The 19,423-nt window shown below is 39.1% G+C and carries 11 protein-coding genes, 2 tRNA genes and 3 rRNA genes; 9 read left to right on the forward strand and 7 right to left on the reverse strand.

What is annotated here, in order from left to right; translation table 11 throughout:
- The first annotated feature begins 50 nt into the window (after positions 1 to 50).
- Entirely contained in the window at positions 51 to 764 is a 714-nt protein-coding gene (locus tag Dongsha4_RS11465) for an energy-coupling factor ABC transporter ATP-binding protein (protein ID WP_330202518.1), read from the forward strand.
- A gap of 7 nt (positions 765 to 771) precedes the next feature.
- Here Dongsha4_RS11465 and Dongsha4_RS11470 read toward each other — a convergent pair whose 3' ends face one another.
- On the reverse strand, positions 772 to 1,569 hold the full coding sequence (locus Dongsha4_RS11470) for a pentapeptide repeat-containing protein (RefSeq protein ID WP_330202519.1): 798 nt from the start codon (positions 1,567 to 1,569) through the stop codon (positions 772 to 774).
- A 234-nt stretch (positions 1,570 to 1,803) separates the two neighbouring features.
- Between Dongsha4_RS11470 and Dongsha4_RS11475 the strand changes: the two genes are divergently transcribed.
- The 6 genes from Dongsha4_RS11475 (at position 1,804) to rrf (ending at position 9,221) form a co-directional block, all read left to right on the forward strand.
- Positions 1,804 to 3,849: an FAD-dependent oxidoreductase gene (locus tag Dongsha4_RS11475; protein WP_330202520.1), complete on the forward strand. Its 2,046-nt coding sequence runs from the start codon at positions 1,804 to 1,806 to the stop codon at positions 3,847 to 3,849.
- Between the two features lie 629 nt (positions 3,850 to 4,478).
- Positions 4,479 to 5,964: ribosomal RNA gene (locus tag Dongsha4_RS11480) — 16S ribosomal RNA — on the forward strand.
- 69 nt (positions 5,965 to 6,033) lie between these two features.
- A tRNA-Ile gene (locus tag Dongsha4_RS11485) sits at positions 6,034 to 6,107 on the forward strand.
- A 2-nt stretch (positions 6,108 to 6,109) separates the two neighbouring features.
- Positions 6,110 to 6,182: transfer RNA gene (locus Dongsha4_RS11490), tRNA-Ala, on the forward strand.
- Positions 6,183 to 6,276: 94 nt separating this feature from the next.
- A 23S ribosomal RNA gene (locus tag Dongsha4_RS11495) occupies positions 6,277 to 9,053 on the forward strand.
- 51 nt (positions 9,054 to 9,104) lie between these two features.
- Positions 9,105 to 9,221: ribosomal RNA gene (gene rrf / locus Dongsha4_RS11500) — 5S ribosomal RNA — on the forward strand.
- Together the 16S, 23S and 5S rRNA genes with 2 tRNA genes alongside form the textbook arrangement of a ribosomal RNA operon.
- A 252-nt stretch (positions 9,222 to 9,473) precedes the next feature.
- Here the strand turns inward: rrf and Dongsha4_RS11505 are convergent.
- From Dongsha4_RS11505 to sufB, 6 genes are all read right to left on the reverse strand, one after another.
- Entirely contained in the window at positions 9,474 to 10,292 is an 819-nt protein-coding gene (locus Dongsha4_RS11505; protein WP_330202521.1) for a TlyA family RNA methyltransferase, read from the reverse strand.
- Positions 10,293 to 10,448: 156 nt separating this feature from the next.
- Positions 10,449 to 10,991: a peroxiredoxin gene (locus Dongsha4_RS11510; RefSeq protein WP_330202522.1), complete on the reverse strand. Its 543-nt coding sequence runs from the start codon at positions 10,989 to 10,991 to the stop codon at positions 10,449 to 10,451.
- 75 nt (positions 10,992 to 11,066) lie between these two features.
- Positions 11,067 to 12,116: an LOG family protein gene (locus tag Dongsha4_RS11515; protein WP_330202523.1), complete on the reverse strand. Its 1,050-nt coding sequence runs from the start codon at positions 12,114 to 12,116 to the stop codon at positions 11,067 to 11,069.
- A 255-nt stretch (positions 12,117 to 12,371) separates the two neighbouring features.
- Positions 12,372 to 12,695: a thioredoxin gene (gene trxA / locus Dongsha4_RS11520; protein WP_015220403.1), complete on the reverse strand. Its 324-nt coding sequence runs from the start codon at positions 12,693 to 12,695 to the stop codon at positions 12,372 to 12,374.
- Between the two features lie 486 nt (positions 12,696 to 13,181).
- Positions 13,182 to 14,258: a hypothetical protein gene (locus tag Dongsha4_RS11525; RefSeq protein ID WP_330202524.1), complete on the reverse strand. Its 1,077-nt coding sequence runs from the start codon at positions 14,256 to 14,258 to the stop codon at positions 13,182 to 13,184.
- Positions 14,259 to 14,518: 260 nt separating this feature from the next.
- Positions 14,519 to 15,958: a Fe-S cluster assembly protein SufB gene (gene sufB / locus Dongsha4_RS11530; RefSeq protein WP_330202525.1), complete on the reverse strand. Its 1,440-nt coding sequence runs from the start codon at positions 15,956 to 15,958 to the stop codon at positions 14,519 to 14,521.
- Positions 15,959 to 16,259: 301 nt separating this feature from the next.
- Between sufB and ppk1 the strand changes: the two genes are divergently transcribed.
- Both ppk1 and Dongsha4_RS11540 read left to right on the forward strand, forming a co-directional pair.
- Positions 16,260 to 18,431, forward strand: coding sequence for a polyphosphate kinase 1 (gene ppk1, locus Dongsha4_RS11535; protein ID WP_330202526.1), 2,172 nt, complete (start codon positions 16,260 to 16,262; stop codon positions 18,429 to 18,431).
- A gap of 135 nt (positions 18,432 to 18,566) precedes the next feature.
- On the forward strand, positions 18,567 to 19,409 hold the full coding sequence (locus tag Dongsha4_RS11540) for a hypothetical protein (RefSeq protein WP_330202527.1): 843 nt from the start codon (positions 18,567 to 18,569) through the stop codon (positions 19,407 to 19,409).
- Positions 19,410 to 19,423 lie beyond the last annotated feature (14 nt).

Below are 19,423 nucleotides of genomic sequence, written 5' to 3' on the forward strand. Positions count from 1 at the left end.
TATTAATACTTTTATTTAGAAGTTTTTAAGCATTTTTGATAATAAAATAAATGATAGCGGTAGAAATTAATAATATATCTTTTAATTATAACCAACAACAAATTTTTAATAATTTATGTCTAAATATTAATAATCAAGAAAAAGTAGGTATAATTGGTGCAAATGGTGCAGGAAAAACCACTCTTTTTTTATCTATTTGTGGTATTTTGAAACTCAATCAGGGAGAAATTAAATTATTTGATAAAACAATTATTACGGGAAAGTTTCATCCTGAAATTGGTCTAGTTTTTCAAAATCCAGATGATCAACTATTTTGTCCTACTGTGAAAGATGATATTATATTTGGCGCGGAAAATTTGGGTTTATCATCTTCGGAAATAGAAGCAAGATTCAATCAAGTCATTACTACTGTCGGTGTTAAACATTTAATTAATCGAATACCCCATCAACTCTCAGGCGGTGAAAAATGTATGGTTGCGATCGCATCTGTACTAATTATGCAACCTAAGATAATTCTCTATGATGAACCTAGTGCCAATTTAGACTTGAAAGCAAGAAGGAAACTAATTCAATTTCTACAATCTTCCTCAGAAACTATTTTAGTCTCAGCCCACGATCTAGAGTTAATATTAGAAGTGTGCGATCGAGTCATTGTGATGAATAAAGGAAAAATCGTCGCTGACGGTATTCCTGAAAAGATAATGAGCGACGAAAAATTAATGAGGGAAAATAACCTAGAAATACCTCCCTCACTGAGCAGGTAAAATCGGGTTAATTAAACACTAGATAAGGGGAATCACCCTGATGAAGATAATTTTTCCTTACCGAAGAAGCAGTATAAACAGGATTAGATTGCTTTTTAACCGAAGATGAATCCGTAGATTTAGATAACTCTAATCTCAAATTAATGGGAGTTAAACCCTGATAGAATTTCACCGATTTATTAGGACTCAAAGAGCAATAATCGCAGATAACATAATCTAATTTAGTCGTATCATCAATATGCCAATCTTCCAAAGAAACTCCACTCATATCCGCACCATAAAAATCTGTATGAGTTCCAATAATTCCCCCCAAATCAGCCTCTCGTAGATTAGCAGACACTAAACGACACCCCAATAGATTCGCCTCTGTCAAAACAGCACCTTGGAGATTACTATGGGTTAAATTGCCATTAGTTAAATTAGCCTTAATCAAATATGACTCGGTAAAATCCGTATGTTGACAATTAACACTTTCCATCTCAGCCATACTTAAATCAGCTTCTGATAAATATGCTTTTTCTAAATTAGCAAAAGTAAAACAGGCTTTGTAACAATTTGCCCGTCTAATATTTGCTTCCCTAAGATTTGCCTGATGTAAATTAGCTTTCGTTAAGTCTGCATCAGTTAAGTTACAACCTTGTAAGTTTGCACCCTTTAAATTTGCATCTCCAAGATTGACATTAGCTAAATTTAAACCTTGTAAATCTGCATTACTTAAATCAGGAATACTGTAAGGATTTTGTAAACGCCATTCATTCCATTCGTGAATATTTCTAATTAAATTCAAATGCTGTTGATTAGCCATAATATCTATAACTATTTACCTACTCATGTTATTTACATTTCTTAATAATCTAACATAAATTTTAAAAAATGGTAATTTACCATACAGCTAAAAATTAACCTTAAATGTATTGAATACCCTTTTATCATTGGTTTTAATCCCTTATCATCGCTTATCACAAAGAAACTTTTTTTCAGTAACAATTATCTATTGATAATATATGTACAAACATACTTAACTTATCATCATAGTTTTATGATTAACTTTGGTAAACGTAACTTTTGGGGTAAATTAATCTCATTACCTTTAGCCTTGTTTGCAACATCTCCTTCAATAGCTTCATCTTTGCCAAGAAATATTGAGAAAACAGAAGAATGTGAAATTCTAGTAGTAGGAGGCGGCTTGGCGGGAGCGGCAACAGCCTATGAGGCTTTGTTAAGAGGAAAAACCGTTTGCTTAACGGATATTACCGACTGGGTAGGTGGTCAAATTTCATCACAAGGTACTTCTGCACTAGACGAAAGAAACACCCAAAGACAAGAGTTATTCTTTCCAAGAGGCTATTTAGAATTGAGGGATAACATAGAAAAATACTATGGCAAGTTAAACCCCGGAGAATGTTGGGTTAGTCAATCTTGCTTTTTGCCCAAAGATGCCCATACCATTCTATTTGAACAGTTAGAAAATGCTGCCAAGAAAGGCAAAGGTAAATTAAAATGGTTTCCCAATACCGTTATTAAAGACTTAACCATTGAGACATTAAATAATAGCGGTACAGGACAACAAATCACAAGTGCGATCGCAATTCAACATCAAGCCCTGCCAAACACACCCCCATTAAATACAGAACCTCTATCTCAAATCATCGAAGACGCTTACACTTATGAAGATTCCGAGAGATTAAAAAAAACCATCATTAAATTTTCCCCTCCTCAAAATGGTAAAACTAATGACAAACTAAAGTGGATAGTGGTAGAAGCAACAGAAACAGGAGAACTTATAGCCTTAACCGACGTACCCTATAAACTAGGAATCGACCCCCGTAGCGAACTTGAACCATCATCATCAAGTGCTACCCCAGATCCTTATTGCACCCAAGGATTTACCTACACCTTCGCCATGGAACAAACAGAAGAGCCTCAACCTCAATCTAAACCTTCTTTCTATGAGCAGTATGAGCCTTACTATAGCTATGAATTAGAAAGATTAGCAAATTTTGACCTTGTCTATACCTATCGCCGTATATGGAAAGCACAACCTAGCGAAACAGAGACTTTTCAAGGTATAACTTGGACAAAACCCACTCCTGGTGATATATCCATGCAAAACTGGACATGGGGCAACGACTATAGACCCGGAACACCTCAAGATAACCTCATCTACACCAAAGAGCAACTACAAGAAACAGGACAGCTAACATCTGGGGGATGGATGGGAGGTTTACGCACAGAAACCCTCAGAAAAGGAGAAGAAAATGCCCTAGGTTTTTACTACTGGTTAGTAGCAGGTACAACAGACTCTCAACTAGGAGAAGGAGTAAAAAAACCTCATCCCAATCAAAAATTACTCACAGGCTTAAATTCTCCCATGGGTACAATGCACGGTTTATCAAAATATCCTTATATGAGAGAAGCAAGAAGGATTATTGGCAGACCTAACTATGCTTATCCTGACGGTTTTATGGTAAATGAAATTGATATTTCTCGCCGTAACTACCACGATGATTATTATCGGCAAGTGTTAACCCCTGAACAATATCGGCGCCTACAAGCTCTTTTAGCAGGTTTGGAAGGCTTTTCCGTATTAAGTGGCGAGATTGATCCTGATGAAGTGAAAAATAGAAGTCGCTCAACCATTTATCCAGATTCCGTTGGCATCGGACACTATGCTATTGATTTTCACCCCTGTATGAATGAAAGCCCCCCTGAAAAACAAGGAAACACAGAAAGAAAAGGAGAAAGAAGGGGGCAAGGACAGGCTTATCCCTTTCAAATACCCCTATCAGCTATGATTCCACAAAAAATAGATAATATGTTAGTTGTAGGTAAAAGTATCGCTACCAGTCATATTGCCGCCGCCGCTTATAGGGTACATTCCTTTGAGTGGTCTTCGGGTGCAGCCGCAGGTGTTACAGCGTCATTAGCCTTAGATAAAGCAATTTTTCCTTATGAATTTACAGAAGGATTTGCTTTTAAAAATAAACCATTGCAGGAGTTGAAAGAAACTCTCAACCAAAATGGTAATCCCACTAAATTCCCCAACACATCCATTTTCAACAACAATTGGGATGATTGGCGCTAGTAATTAAACGCTGTTTGGAGTGAAAATATAAGACGTGGGCAAGTGGTATTATGGGTTGAACAATGTTGAAACCTTCTGGTGCTGTAAAGATTTGACGGGAAAGATAAGAGTCAAACTTGTGATTAGTCATCAAAGAATTGAACAGAAGAGAATCAACCATATTCCTTCTAAATTTCTTAACCATTAATCTAATATCTGAAACCTGACACCTTAAAAACACCAAAAATTTGGTGCTGAAATCAAACTAACTAATTTTTCGGAGAATACCTAACCAATCTCTGAGTTTAAAATTCATATTATTCTGCCTCCCTGTTTGATAATTAGCACATACGGGGAAAAAATAATATTTTTTTAACTCCCAAAAATCTTATTCTGTAAAGGATAAGAGGCTTTATCAAAAAGAAAAAAGAAAAAAGTATGTAGAAAAAGTTGCCAAATTAAAAAAGGTTAGTTATATTAGTATTTGTGCGATTGAGCCACCACGCTCAACTCTGACACACCACGAACCTCGATAATTCAATATTTTTCTAGCCATCATAACCAAATAATAATCCTTGTTCAATTCATTTAATTGAAAAACAAAAAAACAGGAATCGGGTTGTGAAAACAAGCAATTGTGAGTAATAACCACTATGGAGAGTTTGATCCTGGCTCAGGATGAACGCTGGCGGTATGCCTAACACATGCAAGTCGAACGGGCTCTTCGGAGCTAGTGGCGGACGGGTGAGGAACGCGTGAGAACCTGCCTCAAGGTCGGGGACAACAGTTGGAAACGACTGCTAATACCGGATGAGCCGAATAGGTAAAAGATTTATCGCCTTGAGAGGGGCTCGCGTCTGATTAGCTAGATGGTGAGGTAAAGGCTTACCATGGCGACGATCAGTAGCTGGTCTGAGAGGATGAGCAGCCACACTGGGACTGAGACACGGCCCAGACTCCTACGGGAGGCAGCAGTGGGGAATTTTCCGCAATGGGCGAAAGCCTGACGGAGCAATACCGCGTGAGGGAGGAAGGCTCTTGGGTTGTAAACCTCAAAACTTAGGGAAGAAAAAAATGACGGTACCTAATGTAAGCATCGGCTAACTCCGTGCCAGCAGCCGCGGTAATACGGAGGATGCAAGCGTTATCCGGAATCATTGGGCGTAAAGAGTCCGTAGGTGGCACTTCAAGTCTGCTTTCAAAGACCGAAGCTCAACTTCGGAAAGGGAGTGGAAACTGAAGAGCTAGAGTATAGTAGGGGTAGAGGGAATTCCTAGTGTAGCGGTGAAATGCGTAGAGATTAGGAAGAACACCAGTGGCGAAGGCGCTCTACTGGGCATATACTGACACTGAGGGACGAAAGCTAGGGGAGCGAAAGGGATTAGATACCCCTGTAGTCCTAGCGGTAAACGATGGATACTAGGCGTAGTGCTGTAAAAGGGACTGTGCCGAAGCTAACGCGTTAAGTATCCCGCCTGGGGAGTACGCACGCAAGTGTGAAACTCAAAGGAATTGACGGGGACCCGCACAAGCGGTGGAGTATGTGGTTTAATTCGATGCAACGCGAAGAACCTTACCAAGGCTTGACATCCTGCGAATCTTGATGAAAGTTGAGAGTGCCTAAGGGAACGCAGAGACAGGTGGTGCATGGCTGTCGTCAGCTCGTGTCGTGAGATGTTGGGTTAAGTCCCGCAACGAGCGCAACCCTCGTCCTTAGTTGCCAGCATTAAGTTGGGGACTCTAGGGAGACCGCCGGGGAGAACTCGGAGGAAGGTGGGGATGACGTCAAGTCAGCATGCCCCTTACGTCTTGGGCTACACACGTACTACAATGGTTGGGACAAAGGGGAGCGAAACCGCGAGGTGGAGCGAATCTCATCAAACCCAGCCACAGTTCAGATTGCAGGCTGAAACTCGCCTGCATGAAGGAGGAATCGCTAGTAATCGCAGGTCAGCATACTGCGGTGAATCCGTTCCCGGGTCTTGTACACACCGCCCGTCACACCATGGAAGTTGGTCACGCCCGAAGTCGTTATTCTAACCCAAGTGGAAGGAGACGCCGAAGGTGGGACTAGTGACTGGGGTGAAGTCGTAACAAGGTAGCCGTACCGGAAGGTGTGGCTGGATCACCTCCTTTAAGGGAGACTTCTATTAAGAAGTCAGCAAGGAAATGGGGGTGGCTAGGAAAATAAAGAAAGAGGTGTTGGGGCTATTAGCTCAGGTGGTTAGAGCGCACCCCTGATAAGGGTGAGGTCCCTGGTTCAAGTCCAGGATGGCCCATTGGGGGTATAGCTCAGTTGGTAGAGCGCCTGCTTTGCAAGCAGGATGTCAGCGGTTCGAGTCCGCTTACCTCCAGAAGAACAAAGTTTAGCACGGTGAGAAATCGCTACTGCTGAACATGGTGTTCAGTGAGAACCTTGAAAACTGCATAGAAAAATAGGGAAAAAAAGGTCAAGAAAAGAAGGGCCGATGGTGGATACCTAGGCACACAGAGGCGAAGAAGGACGTAGCAACCTGCGAAAAGCCTCGGGGAGTCGGAAGCAGACGTAGAGCCGAGGATGTCCGAATGGGGCAACCCTAAAAACACACCTATGATTTAGGTGATGAGCGAACCTGGTGAACTGAAACATCTTAGTAGCCAGAGGAAGAGAAAACAAAAGTGATTCCCCTAGTAGCGGCGAGCGAAGCGGGAAAAGCCTAAACCATTGTCTAAGGAGAATGGGGTAGTGGGACACCAAAAAGTGACCAAGAAAGTTAAATGAACTAGCTGAAAACTAGACCAAAGAAGGTGAAAGTCCTGTAATTGAAAACTGACAAGGCATAGGTGAATCCCGAGTAGTCAGGGATAAGTGGAATCCCTGGTGAATCAGCCACGACCACGTGGTAAGGCTAAATACTACTGTGTGACCGATAGAGAAAAGTACCGCGAGGGAAAGGTGAAAAGAACCCCGGGAGGGGAGTGAAAAAGAACATGAAACCATCGGCTTACAAGCAATGGGAGTCTCATTAGAAGGGATGACCGTGTGCCTGTTGAAGAATGAGCCGGCGACTTACAGGTCGTGGCGGGTTAAGATGAAAAGTCGAAGCCAAAGGGAAACCGAGTCCGAAAAGGGCGTTAGTCACGGTTTGTAGACCCGAACCTTGGTGATCTAACCATGTCCAGGATGAAGCTACCGTAACAGGTAGTGGAGGTCCGAACCGACCAATGTTGAAAAATTGGCGGAGGAGGTGTGGTTAGGGGTGAAATGCCAATCGAACCAAGAGCTAGCTGGTTCTCCCCGAAATGTGTTGAGGCGCAGCGGTGTGAAAGGTCATCGGGGGTAAAGCACTGTTTCGTTGCGGGCTGGGAGACTGGTACCAAGATGAGACAAACTCAGAATACCGATGAATGGTAGCACTAGTGAGACGGTGGGGGATAAGCTTCATCGTCAAGAGGGAAACAGCCCAGACCATCAGCTAAGGTCCCCAAGTACTAACTAAGTGAGAAAGGAGGTGGGAGTGCTTAGACAACCAGGAGGTTTGCCTAGAAGCAGCAATCCTTGAAAGAGTGCGTAATAGCTCACTGGTCAAGCGCTCCTGCGCCGAAAATGAACGGGGCTAAGTTAGTCACCGAAGCTATGGACTACATTGTAGTGGTAGGGGAGCGTTCTATTAAGGGTGAAGCATTAGCGGCAAGCAGATGTGGACGAGATAGAAGTGAGAATGTCGGCTTAAGTAGCGAAAATTAGGGTGAGAATCCCTAACCCCGAAAGCCCAAGGGTTTCTCCAGAAGGTTCGTCCGTGGAGAGTTAGCCCGGACCTAAGGCGAAGCGAAAAGCGTAGTCGATGGCAAGCAGGTAAATATTCCTGCGTGGCTTAATTGGAGTTGCTACAGGGACCCGTGAAAACTAAGCACACCCTGAGTGGATTGGGAGCGAGTAATCGTGAGTGTGGAAAGATAGCGGCAAGAAAAGCTGTAGTAATGTTGAGAATTAAGTCCCGGTACCCGAAACCGACACAGGTGGGCACGTAGAGAATACGAAGGGGAGCGAGGTAACTCTCTCCAAGGAACTCGGCAAAATGACCCCGTAACTTAGGGAGAAGGGGTGCCACCGAGAGGTGGTCGCAGTGAAGAGTCCCAGGCGACTGTTTAGCAAAAACATAGGTCTCTGCAAACTCGAAAGAGGAGGTATAGGGGCTGACGCCTGCCCAGTGCCGGAAGGTTAAAGAAGTTGGTCAGCGAAAGTGAAGCTAGCGACTGAAGCCCCGGTGAACGGCGGCCGTAACTATAACGGTCCTAAGGTAGCGAAATTCCTTGTCGGGTAAGTTCCGACCCGCACGAAAGGCGTAACGATCTGGGAGCTGTCTCGGAGAGAGGCTCGGCGAAATAGGATTGTCTGTGAAGATACGGACTACTTACACTTGGACAGAAAGACCCTATGAAGCTTTACTATAGCTTGGAATTGTGTTCGGGCTGGCAGTGCGCAGGATAGGTGGGAGGCGAAGAAGTATTCCTTGTGGGGGATACAGAGCCAACGGTGAGATACCACTCTCTGCTAGCTAGAATTCTAACTCATTTGAGGACAGTTTCAGGTGGGTAGTTTGACTGGGGCGGTCGCCTCCAAAATGGTAACGGAGGCGTACAAAGGTTACCTCAGACTGGTTGGAAATCAGTCGAAGAGTGCAAAGGCAGAAGGTAGCTTGACTGCGAGACCAACAAGTCGAGCAGGGTGGAAACACGGTCTTAGTGATCCGACGGTGCTGTGTGGAAGGGCCGTCGCTCAACGGATAAAAGTTACTCTAGGGATAACAGGCTGATCTCCCCCAAGAGTTCACATCGACGGGGAGGTTTGGCACCTCGATGTCGGCTCATCGCAACCTGGGGCGGAAGTACGTCCCAAGGGTTGGGCTGTTCGCCCATTAAAGCGGTACGTGAGCTGGGTTCAGAACGTCGTGAGACAGTTCGGTCCATATCCGGTGTAAGCGTGAGAATATTGAGAGGAGCCTTCCTTAGTACGAGAGGACCGGGAAGGACGCACCGCTGGTGTACCTGTTATCGTGCCAACGGTAAACGCAGGGTAGCCAAGTGCGGAGAGGATAACCGCTGAAAGCATCTAAGTGGGAAGCCCACCTCAAGATGAGTATTCTGGTGTAAGGTCACGGGAAGAAGACCCGTAAATAGGCACAAGGTGGAAGTGCAGTAATGTATGAAGCCGAAGTGTACTAATAGACCGTCATCTTGACCTAAGGAACTATAAAATTCTATGCAGTCTTGAAGGTTGTTCCTTCGAGAGTATAGCTGGTGTGATTAGCATTATGGAACCACTACGAACCATCCCGAACTCGTGGGTGAAACATAGTAGCGGCGACGATACTGCTTGGGAGACCGAGTGGGACAATAGTTCCATGCCAGCTTCAACATTCATTCTTTACAATTCTATCTTTCATCGAAACATCAAAGACAAAGAATCACCTCACATTGTGTAGGTGGTTTTTTATTGTTGAATAACTATAAGCTAAAGTGATTAACATAATCAGTGTCAATGCTTTTAATCGCTTATTTTATATTTTTGTTCTCTCTAAATTATTCCTCCCTTTTTTATCTCTAAACATTTCTTCTATACCCATTTCTTTTTTCGTCAATGCGTAAATTCTATTAATAATCATTTAATTTTTAATTTCTTTTTGACTAGATTTCGTTAATTGTTCTATTTGTTCTAAAGTGGGATTAAGGGTATTAATATTTTCCGAAAGCCATAGCAAATATTCTATATTACCGGCCGGACCAGTAATAGGAGAATAAGTTAAATTTTGATATTGCCATCCTATTTCTAGGGCATGGCGTAAAACTTGATCTATCGCTTCGGCTTGTAAACGATAGTCTCTCACAACTCCATTCTTGCCTACTTTTTCTTTGCCTACTTCAAATTGAGGTTTTACTAACAAAATAACATCTCTGGGAGTTATTAGTAATTCCCATAATTTTGCTAAAACTTTAGTTAAAGAAATAAAAGACAAATCCATTACTCCTAAATCGGCTGGTGTTTCTCCTTGATAGAGTTTTTCTGGAGTTAGATGACGAAAATTAGTTCTTTCTAGGAGGGTAAGTCTTTTATCCTGTCTTATTTTCCATGCTACTTGTCCATAACCCACATCTATACCATAAACTTTTTTTGCCCCTTGTTGTAATAAGCAATCGGTAAATCCCCCTGTGGAAATTCCTCCATCTAGGCAGATTCTCTCTTTTACTTCTATATTAAAAGATGCGATCGCTTTTATCAGTTTTTCTCCCCCTCTGGAAACGAAGGGAGGTTCTGATTCTACATCTATAATACTATCTAACGGTATCAAAGTACCTGGTTTATCTACTATTTGCCCCTTGACTTTTACTTTACCTGCTCTAATTAGTTTCTGGGCAGTTGTCCTTGTATCACATAATTGTTTTTCTGTTAACAGAATATCTATTCTTTCTTTGTTTTTTGGCAAGATTTATTTCTCCTTGTTTATTTTTAAGAGGGCAAGGGGTAACGATGCACTGGTAATTAATAATCAGTAATCAATAATGGATGCACTTATAAGAATTAGTTTTCCCCTAACACTCCAATACGCTAATAAATTAATTAATATACTAATATCTAGTCATTAATTATTTAACTTATTTAATTCTGATAATACTTCTTGAGAATGTATAGCAGGACGCACCCCTAAAAATTTTGCAACCAAAATACCTTCAGGATTTATAATATAGGTATGACGGAGCGATCGACCACTTAACCATGAACCATAAGCCTTACTAACTTTACCTTCCGTGTCAGCTAAAAGGGGAAATTTTAATCCTTCTTCATTACAGAAACTCTGATGGGAATTAACATCATCGACGCTAACTCCGATAATCTCTGCATTCAAGTCATGATATTTTGGTAAATCCTGTTGAAATCTTTTTGCTTCTAAAGTACAACCGGGGGTAAAGTCTTGCGGATAAAAATATAACACTACCCATTTTCCTCGATAATCGTGCAAGGAAATTTCTCCGTCTCCTAGGTTTGTCGGCAGGGTAAAATCCGGTGCTGATTCGTTAAGGGAAGGCTGTATTCCTCCCAATGCCATAGCAGAAGGCATAAAATTAAAGGAGGCAATGAGAATGAAACTAAAGACAAGAATATTGCGTAATAAATGTTTGAACATAATTTATGATGAATGATTTAGCACTGCTATACTACCCTAATTTCGATAATTTTAACTATTTCTTGATTCTAATTTTTATCGGTATTGAGGAAGACAATAGGGAGATTCTTCACAGGAAAATGTATTAATTAACTGAATCATTTGATAAAGACGACTAAATTTTTTTGCTTGTAAATGAAAGGCTATTTGAGGTAAATTTAGGCTATCTTGTTCTGATTTTGTTGATCTTCTTCTTTCTATTTTACCTGTTGATAAAACGTCGGCAAAATTATCATTTAATTTCTGAAGTTGAGCATCTGTTAAGTCATAATTTAATCTGATTACGAATAAGTCTTCTATATAGCGACTAGAATGATATACTCGATAAAAATTGGTAATAATTTCACAGGCAGATTCTACATTATCTGTTATTTGATATATTTTTATGTCATCTTCTTGAATATATCCTCTAGCTAAAAGATTTTCTACCAAGTAATTATGCCAATTGTGCCAATATTTACCGCCGGGTTTATCGATTAAAACTAATGGTATTAAAGGTTGTCTTCCTGTTTGGCAAAGGGTTATGGTTTCAAATGCTTCGTCTTGAGTGCCAAATCCTCCGGGGAAAAGTGCGATCGCATCACTTTCTTTTAAGAAGAATAATTTACGGGTAAAAAAGTATTTAAAATTAATTAATTTGGGGTCATTAAAAATAAATTTATTAGCCGTTTGTTCAAAGGGTAATTTAATGTTTAAACCGAAAGAATTATTCGAAGAAGCACCTTCATTTCCAGCCTCCATAATTCCACCACCTGCCCCAGTTAAAACCATAAAACCTAACTGAGAAATAGCATGAGAAAAATCTCTAGCAAGTAGATATTCAGGACTATCTACAGGTGTTCTAGCAGAACCAAATACGGTTATTTTTCTTCTACTTCTATAATCCGAAAAAGTCTGAAATCCCCTTTCTAAATCTTTTAATGTTCCTGTTAATATTTTCCATTCGAGGCGATCGAGTTCTTTTTTTTCAACAATTCTAATCAATGTTTTAAAACTCTTTTTTAACCATTTACTTTTTCTTGTATTTGGTAAATTTTTGACTAAATTTTTAATTGTTGCTAATGATGGAGAATTAACTAAAGACATTATATAATTTTTTTACTGATAATGTAGAGAAAAATGGCTCTCTTAACTTTGGATATGATAAACTATCCCTAAAAAAGTATCAGGTTTCGGATTGCAGGTTTTGGGGTATTAGGAAGAAGTTAATCAAACACTTTTACCTCTTGCCTTTTGCCTTTTCTAAATTCCTAATTAAAACCTATTGACGAATTACTACTTTTACAAAACAGTCCCACGCAGAAATAATCAACGTGGGAGAAGTTGCTATCAAATGATTGCTTAAAGATGTTTTTCAAGGGTGTTGGATAAAGTAGTTTTAGGTACTGCACCCACTACCATATCTTTTTTCTCACCATCTTTAAAAACCATCAAAGTGGGAATACTACGAATTCCGTATTGACTAGCAATTTGAGGATTTTCGTCGGTGTTTAATTTAACGACTTTCACCTTACCTTCATATTGTTGAGCTATTTCCTCTACCACAGGTGCAACCATACGACAAGGTCCACACCAAGGAGCCCAAAAGTCAACTAAGACAGGCAATTCACTATCTAAAACAACTTCTTTAAAATCCGCTTCTTTAACTTCTGTCACCTCTGACATTGCACTTATTTCCTTAAACTAAAGTTTTTTGCATTTTAAATACTATCAGATTTTACCATAGCAAATATTAGGACTCTTGCAGATAATTATTACTAGAAGTTTACATTACCCGATTTCGGAATTCATTGTTAGAGGTTTAGAGCTAAAATGAACCAAATTCGACAAAAAAAGTAGATAAATTGATTTTCTTTTTTTAGCTTCTTTAATTAATTAATGTTCAGAAAATATTTACCGTCAAACCTGCTCTTAACTAATATTCTTGTTTAACAACTGAGGTTAGACTATCTATCTAAATCACAAATGATTCAAAAAAAATCCGCCCCTAAAAATAAGAGCGGTTTATGGTGTGAGGAGTGAACGGAAACTTTGTCTCCGCCATCTCTATTCTAAAACAATTTAAGATGCGATCGAGGCTTCAGACGCAAATTTTGTCCATAATTTCCCTGAAAGTAACAAATATTTACATTGACTCTGTAGTTAAGCAAACTATCTTAAAGAATAATATAAATCAGCCGCAATACCACCATACTGATTTAATTTGTCTGCCCCCTCACCATAGACAAATTCAATGGCGACATTTGATAAAACTGCATCGATAATTAAAGAGTCAAATTCTTGGCTATCCATTGGATAGGGAATCACGAGGGTTTTTACTCTACCTTCTTTTAAGGCTTTTTCTACTCCCTGTCTTTCTAATACAGCAGTGCCATTCTTGTTGAATTTATAGACTAAGTTTTCTACTACAGTAACATCATGATCCTGCTCGTAGGAATAGGCCATGGGTTTAACAATCTCCGCAATTTCATTATCCGCTAGTTTGAAATCCATAGGCTCGATCGCAACTACTAAATTCTTAACCGCAGGATTGAGGGCATTATTGATTTTAGCTGCCTGTTGTAAATTTCCGCCAAAAACTAACCTTGCATTTTCTAAATGTTCGATGAAATATTGATTAATTTCTGTCGCCATTTCTCGGATAAAACGCATTTCAAACTCTTGATCACGGCGATCGCCGGCGAGGGTATCAGCTTTACGTCCAAATTTTCTGGCTAATTCGTGTTCTGTCTCAATTTTAATTTCATTGGTAGAGCGAGTTAAAAATATATCAACGATTCTTGCTTCTGAGCCTGAAAAGAGAATAGCAGTGTATTCTTTATATTGATCTAAAGCAAATAAAAGATGTTTAACTTGAGGTAATCCGTAATATACCGAGGTTTTCATGGGCACGGGTAAATCAACACCCACTATATCTTTAAAATCTGTAAAAAGTGCGATAGCCCTTCCCGTTGGCTTTTCACTTTGTAAATAATTAAAGATCATATTTTCAGTATCAGCCCAGATTTTTTGATTATCCCAACGTTTCATTTCTTCTGGGTTTAACTGAGACTCAATTCGTTTTAATTCGTTTTTTAACTCAATTTGCCACGCAGGTTGTTCCCTTCTATTATCAGGATTAGTAGAATCTATATTCACATAAACACTGAGAATGGGATTATTTTGATAATCGTGAGTGCTAACAAACTCCTTAAAAGAATCGAGAATTTCGGTTACACTTATCTTCATCTTTATTGCTCTTTACTTTTACTTTTTATAATCTATGACTAAATACCCAATGAAGTAGTAGTCATTAATCTCATTTTCTCTGATTTAGGTAATATTAGACATTAACTTTTATAACCGAATAAATCAACCAGATTCGGGTTCGAGGTAAGGAATTTTTTTTGAGTGATAAGTAATGAGTAATAATTCAAAATACCTGAAACCTTTAATCCGACACCTGACACCTAAAACCTCTTAATACTTCATTCTTAATACTTCATTCATTATCCGACACTACCTTCTAACTTAAGACTGAGTAACTTATCAGCCTCCGCCGCAAACTCCATGGGTAACTCATTTAATACGTCTTTACAGAATCCACTTACCAACATAGAAATGGCATCTTCCTCAGAAATACCTCTTTGGGCAAAATAGAATAATTGATCCTCTCCAATCTTAGAAGTAGAAGCCTCATGCTCCAATTTAGCGGTATTGTTATCTACTTGAATATAAGGAAAAGTATTAGCTTCTGCATTGTCACCAATTAACATGGAATCGCATTGAGAGTAATTTCTTGCACCAGTGGCTTTATTGCCCATTTTCACCAAACCACGATAGCTATTTTTGGATTTACCTGCCGAAATTCCCTTAGAAATAATTGTACTGCGGGTGTTTTTGCCAATATGCACCATTTTTGTGCCAGTATCCGCCTGTTGCATATTATTTGTCAGAGCAATAGAATAAAACTCCCCTACAGAATTATCACCCACTAAAACACAACTAGGATATTTCCATGTTATTGCTGAACCAGTTTCCACTTGTGTCCAAGAAATTTTTGAATTTACCCCTTTACACAAACCTCGTTTAGTCACAAAGTTATAAATACCACCCTTACCGTTTTCATCTCCTGCAAACCAATTTTGCACTGTAGAATATTTAATCTCAGCGTCATCTAGGGCAACTAATTCCACCACCGCCGCATGAAGTTGATTACTGTCATACATAGGAGCGGTACAACCTTCTAAATAGCTAACAGAAGCCCCTTCTTCCGCCACAATGAGAGTACGCTCAAATTGTCCTGTTTCTCCGTTATTAATGCGGAAATAAGTTGATAATTCCATGGGACATTTTACCCCTTTGGGAATGAAAACAAAAGAACCATCACTAAATACTGCGGAATTGAGAGCGGCAAAATAATTATCAGCAGTAGGAACAACAGTACCCAAATATTTTTGAACTAAGTCAGGATGTTCGTGGAGAGCTTCAGAAATAGAACAGAAAATAACTCCAACTTCTGCCAATTTTTCTTTAAAAGTGGTGGCAATAGAAACACTATCAAAAATAGCATCAACAGCTACATTACTCAATCTTTTTTGTTCAGAAAGAGGAATCCCTAATTTTTCAAAGGTTTCAAGCAAAGTGGGATCAACTTCATCTAAGCTATCTAATTTTTTCTTTTGCTGTTTAGGAGCGCAATAGTAGATAATGTTTTGGTAGTCGATGGGGGGATAGCCTACATGAGCCCATTCAGGTTCACTCATTTGTAACCATTGACGATAGGCTTTGAGGCGAAATTCGAGCATAAATTCAGGCTCATTTTTTTTAGCGGAGATTAATCTAATTACGTCTTCATTTAAGCCTTTTGCGATCGTATCTGATTCAATATCCGTGACAAATCCGTATTTATAGGGCTGATTAACTAGATTTTTTACAGTAGCGCTCATATTTAAGTTAATTAATTATTAAAATATATCTTCTTGGTTATTTAGTTTAACAACATTTTTGTTGTTTAAGTCGATTGTAAGTCATTTTTATCTGCTTTGCAAAACAATAAGTTTTTAGGTTTCAAGTATTAGGGTATTTGGGTGTTGGGGAGAAGTTAATTAAACACTTTTGCCCTTTTTACTTTACCTTTTGTCCAAATTGCTTATTAACCTAATCATAACGTGAGAGTTAAGCCCCTCAAGATAAGATAATGAGAGGCAAGAGTACATCCTTATAATCATCACATTATTAAAAATAGCTATGAAAACTGAGCAAATGACAGAGCAAGTAGTTAATATTGAAGATCATCAGTATTATTTTAATAGAGAATTAAGTTGGCTAGAGTTTAATTATCGAGTATTACAAGAAGCCCTAAGTGAAAGAACTTTGTTGCTAGAAAGGCTTAAATTTACAGCAATTTTCAGTTCTAATTTAGATGAATTTTTTATGGTTAGGGTGGCGGCACTAAAAAGACAAGTGGAAGCAGAAGTGAGTAAGTTAACCCCTGATGGTAGAACTCCACTACAACAAATTCAAGATATTAATAAACGTTTGCGTCCATTAGTTAAGCAACAAGTAGAAAACTTTGAATACAATCTTAAGCAAGAATTAACGAACCATAAAGTATATCTCATCAACTTTGTGGACTTAAATCAAGAGCAGAGAAAGTACCTTCATGACTATTTTGATACCAATATTTTTCCTGTTTTAACACCTTTAGCGGTTGATCCTAGTCACCCTTTCCCTCATATGTCTAATTTGAGTCTTAATTTAGCTGTTTTGGTGAAAAATCCCGATAATGGGGCTGAATTATTTGCTAGGGTAAAAGTTCCTAAGACTCTTCCTCGTTTTGTTACTTTTCCTCCTGAATTACGACAAGTTAGTAATCTTGATGATGATCCTCTTTGGGTAGGTGTGCCTTTAGAACAAGTGATTGCCCATCATTTAGAGACGTTATTCCCCGGTATGGATGTTCAAGAATGTCATAATTTTCGCTTAACCCGTGATGCCGATTTAGGGGTGCAAGAGGATGAAGCAGATGATTTACTTTTAGCCATTAAACAAGAGTTACGGAAACGACATTTTGCGGGTTCGGCGGTAAGGTTAGAAATCCATCCTACCATGCCTGAAAATGTCAAACAAATGTTGATGCAGGGTTTAGGTTTGGAGGAAATGGATATTTATGAAATAGATGGTTTATTGGGGTTGAATGATTTATTTGCTTTTATGGGTTTACCTTTGCCAAAGTTAAAAGATGTTCCTTGGAATGGTATTGTACCTCCTCCTTTTGATCAGTTTCAAACTTTGGAGATGGCTAGGGCTAATGAAAGTGATGATAATGTGAGTGATGAGTTTTTTGCCATGATTCGTAAATCTGATTTATTGGTACATCATCCTTATCATTCTTTTTCTGCTACTGTACAACAGTTTATTACTCAAGCCGCGCATGATCCAGATGTCATGGCAATTAAAATGACGCTTTATCGTACTTCGGGGGATTCTCCTATTATTAAAGCCTTAATTGATGCGGCGGAGAATGGCAAACAGGTAGTGGCTTTGGTGGAGTTAAAAGCCCGTTTCGATGAGGAAAATAATATTATTTGGGCGAGAAAACTAGAAAAAGCAGGGGTACACGTTGTTTATGGTATTGTGGGTTTGAAAACTCATACTAAAATTGTGTTAGTTGTCAGAAAGGAAAAAGACAAGATTCGTCGTTATATACATATTGGTACGGGGAATTATAATCCCAAAACCGCTAAACTTTATACGGATGTGGGTTTGATTAGTTGTCGAGAAGATTTAGGTGCAGATTTAACTGATTTATTTAATTTTTTAACGGGTTACTCTAAACAGCAATCCTTCCGTAAGTTATTAGTTGCCCCAGTGACAATGCGCGATCGCATGATTGAAATGATTGAACGAGAAGCGGAACATTGTCGAAATAATGGTACTGGTAGAATAGTAGCAAAAATGAATTCTTTAGTAGATGTGCAGATTATCCGTGCTTTATATCGTGCATCTCAGGCAGGGGTAAAAATAGATTTAATTATCAGAGGTATTTGTTCTTTACGCCCCGGAGTGGAAGGGGTAAGCGAAAATATTAAGGTTATTAGTATTGTGGGGCGTTTTCTGGAACACTCACGAATTTTTTATTTTCAAAATAACGGACAAGAAGAAATTTATATCGGTAGTGCTGATTGGATGAGTCGTAATCTTTCTCGTCGAGTTGAAGCAGTAACACCCATTGAAGATCCTGAATTAATGAAACAATTACAAGAAATTTTGGGCATTATGTTAGCAGATAATCGTCAATCATGGGAATTACACAGTGATGGCAACTATCTCAGAAGAGAAGCAAAAGAAGGAGAGAAAGAGTTGAATACTCATGAAGTTTTAATGAATATGGCTCTTAATAGCAGTACGATGATTTAGTTTTTCTCTGTGGGGATTAAGAATAGGGTAAAGGTAATAAATTGTAATGAGCAATGAGGAATTTACTTTTCCATTAACTCAATAGAGAATTATAATTTTGAATGTTAAGATCAAAGAAAAAATATTCTCGAAATAATGAAAAAACTATCACCATTGATAATATTAAGTCTTTTATTATTGTCAGGTTGTGGTGTATTTGGTGGTGGAGGAAGTGACAATCAAGCTAATATTACTCCGACTCCCCCTCAACAACCCACTCCTGACGGAGAAAACCAACAAGAAAATCCTGAAGAGGCGGTTATAGAGGAAAATATGAGCAGTACCAATAGTGTTCCTAATGCTCTTATTCCTTCGACTAATCCGAAAGAGAGACTAAACCAAATAAGTCAGGGAAGAGGTGATCCATTTGGTTCTATTCGCCCCCCTGCAGTAGTTAAAGTGTCTGCTAGTCAACCTGTTCCTCCCTCAGCAGTTGCTAAAGCCATTTTGCGTGAACCTGTGTCTAATGTTTCAGAAGGAGCAAGTAATGTTGGAAATTCTAATACTGCCAGTGGTAGAAACTCGCAAAATCCTACCGTGAGTAAGGATGGTATGCCGATTAGTGGTCAGAAATTTGATGCAGAAGGAAATGTTATTCCATACACTCCACCTGAACCAAAAGAGGCAGAAAGTATTGTTATTTCAGGAATTGCGGATCTACAAGGACAGAACATTGCTTTTGTGACAACTCCTTGGGACAATATGACTCGTAGTGTCCGAGTGGGAGATACTTTGTCAAGTCAAGATTCCGGGGTAATGATTCGAGTCAAAGATATTCGTTTTACATATCCTCAAACTATTGCCTTAAGGGATAATAATCAAATTGTTTATCAAAATATTAATGATTCTAATGGTATTGTGGTTTTGGAACAGTATGGGCAACAGGTTACAAAAGAAATTGTCGGAGTCCAAAAAGATCCTGTAGAATCACAAGGATAATATGATGATTATTT

Source organism: Cyanobacterium sp. Dongsha4 (assembly GCF_036345015.1).
In the GTDB taxonomy this organism is placed as follows: domain Bacteria; phylum Cyanobacteriota; class Cyanobacteriia; order Cyanobacteriales; family Cyanobacteriaceae; genus PCC-10605.

What these genes read in the sequence shown, in the direction of transcription:
- Dongsha4_RS11465 (WP_330202518.1), top strand. Translation starts at nt 51, where the DNA reads ATGATAGCGGTAGAAATTAATAATATATCTTTTAATTATAACCAACAA.
- Dongsha4_RS11470 (WP_330202519.1), bottom strand. Translation starts at nt 1,569, where the DNA reads ATGGCTAATCAACAGCATTTGAATTTAATTAGAAATATTCACGAATGG.
- Dongsha4_RS11475 (WP_330202520.1), top strand. Translation starts at nt 1,804, where the DNA reads ATGATTAACTTTGGTAAACGTAACTTTTGGGGTAAATTAATCTCATTA.
- Dongsha4_RS11510 (WP_330202522.1), bottom strand. Translation starts at nt 10,991, where the DNA reads ATGTTCAAACATTTATTACGCAATATTCTTGTCTTTAGTTTCATTCTC.
- Dongsha4_RS11515 (WP_330202523.1), bottom strand. Translation starts at nt 12,116, where the DNA reads ATGTCTTTAGTTAATTCTCCATCATTAGCAACAATTAAAAATTTAGTC.
- trxA (WP_015220403.1), bottom strand. Translation starts at nt 12,695, where the DNA reads ATGTCAGAGGTGACAGAAGTTAAAGAAGCGGATTTTAAAGAAGTTGTT.
- Dongsha4_RS11525 (WP_330202524.1), bottom strand. Translation starts at nt 14,258, where the DNA reads ATGAAGATAAGTGTAACCGAAATTCTCGATTCTTTTAAGGAGTTTGTT.
- sufB (WP_330202525.1), bottom strand. Translation starts at nt 15,958, where the DNA reads ATGAGCGCTACTGTAAAAAATCTAGTTAATCAGCCCTATAAATACGGA.
- ppk1 (WP_330202526.1), top strand. Translation starts at nt 16,260, where the DNA reads ATGAAAACTGAGCAAATGACAGAGCAAGTAGTTAATATTGAAGATCAT.
- Dongsha4_RS11540 (WP_330202527.1), top strand. Translation starts at nt 18,567, where the DNA reads ATGAAAAAACTATCACCATTGATAATATTAAGTCTTTTATTATTGTCA.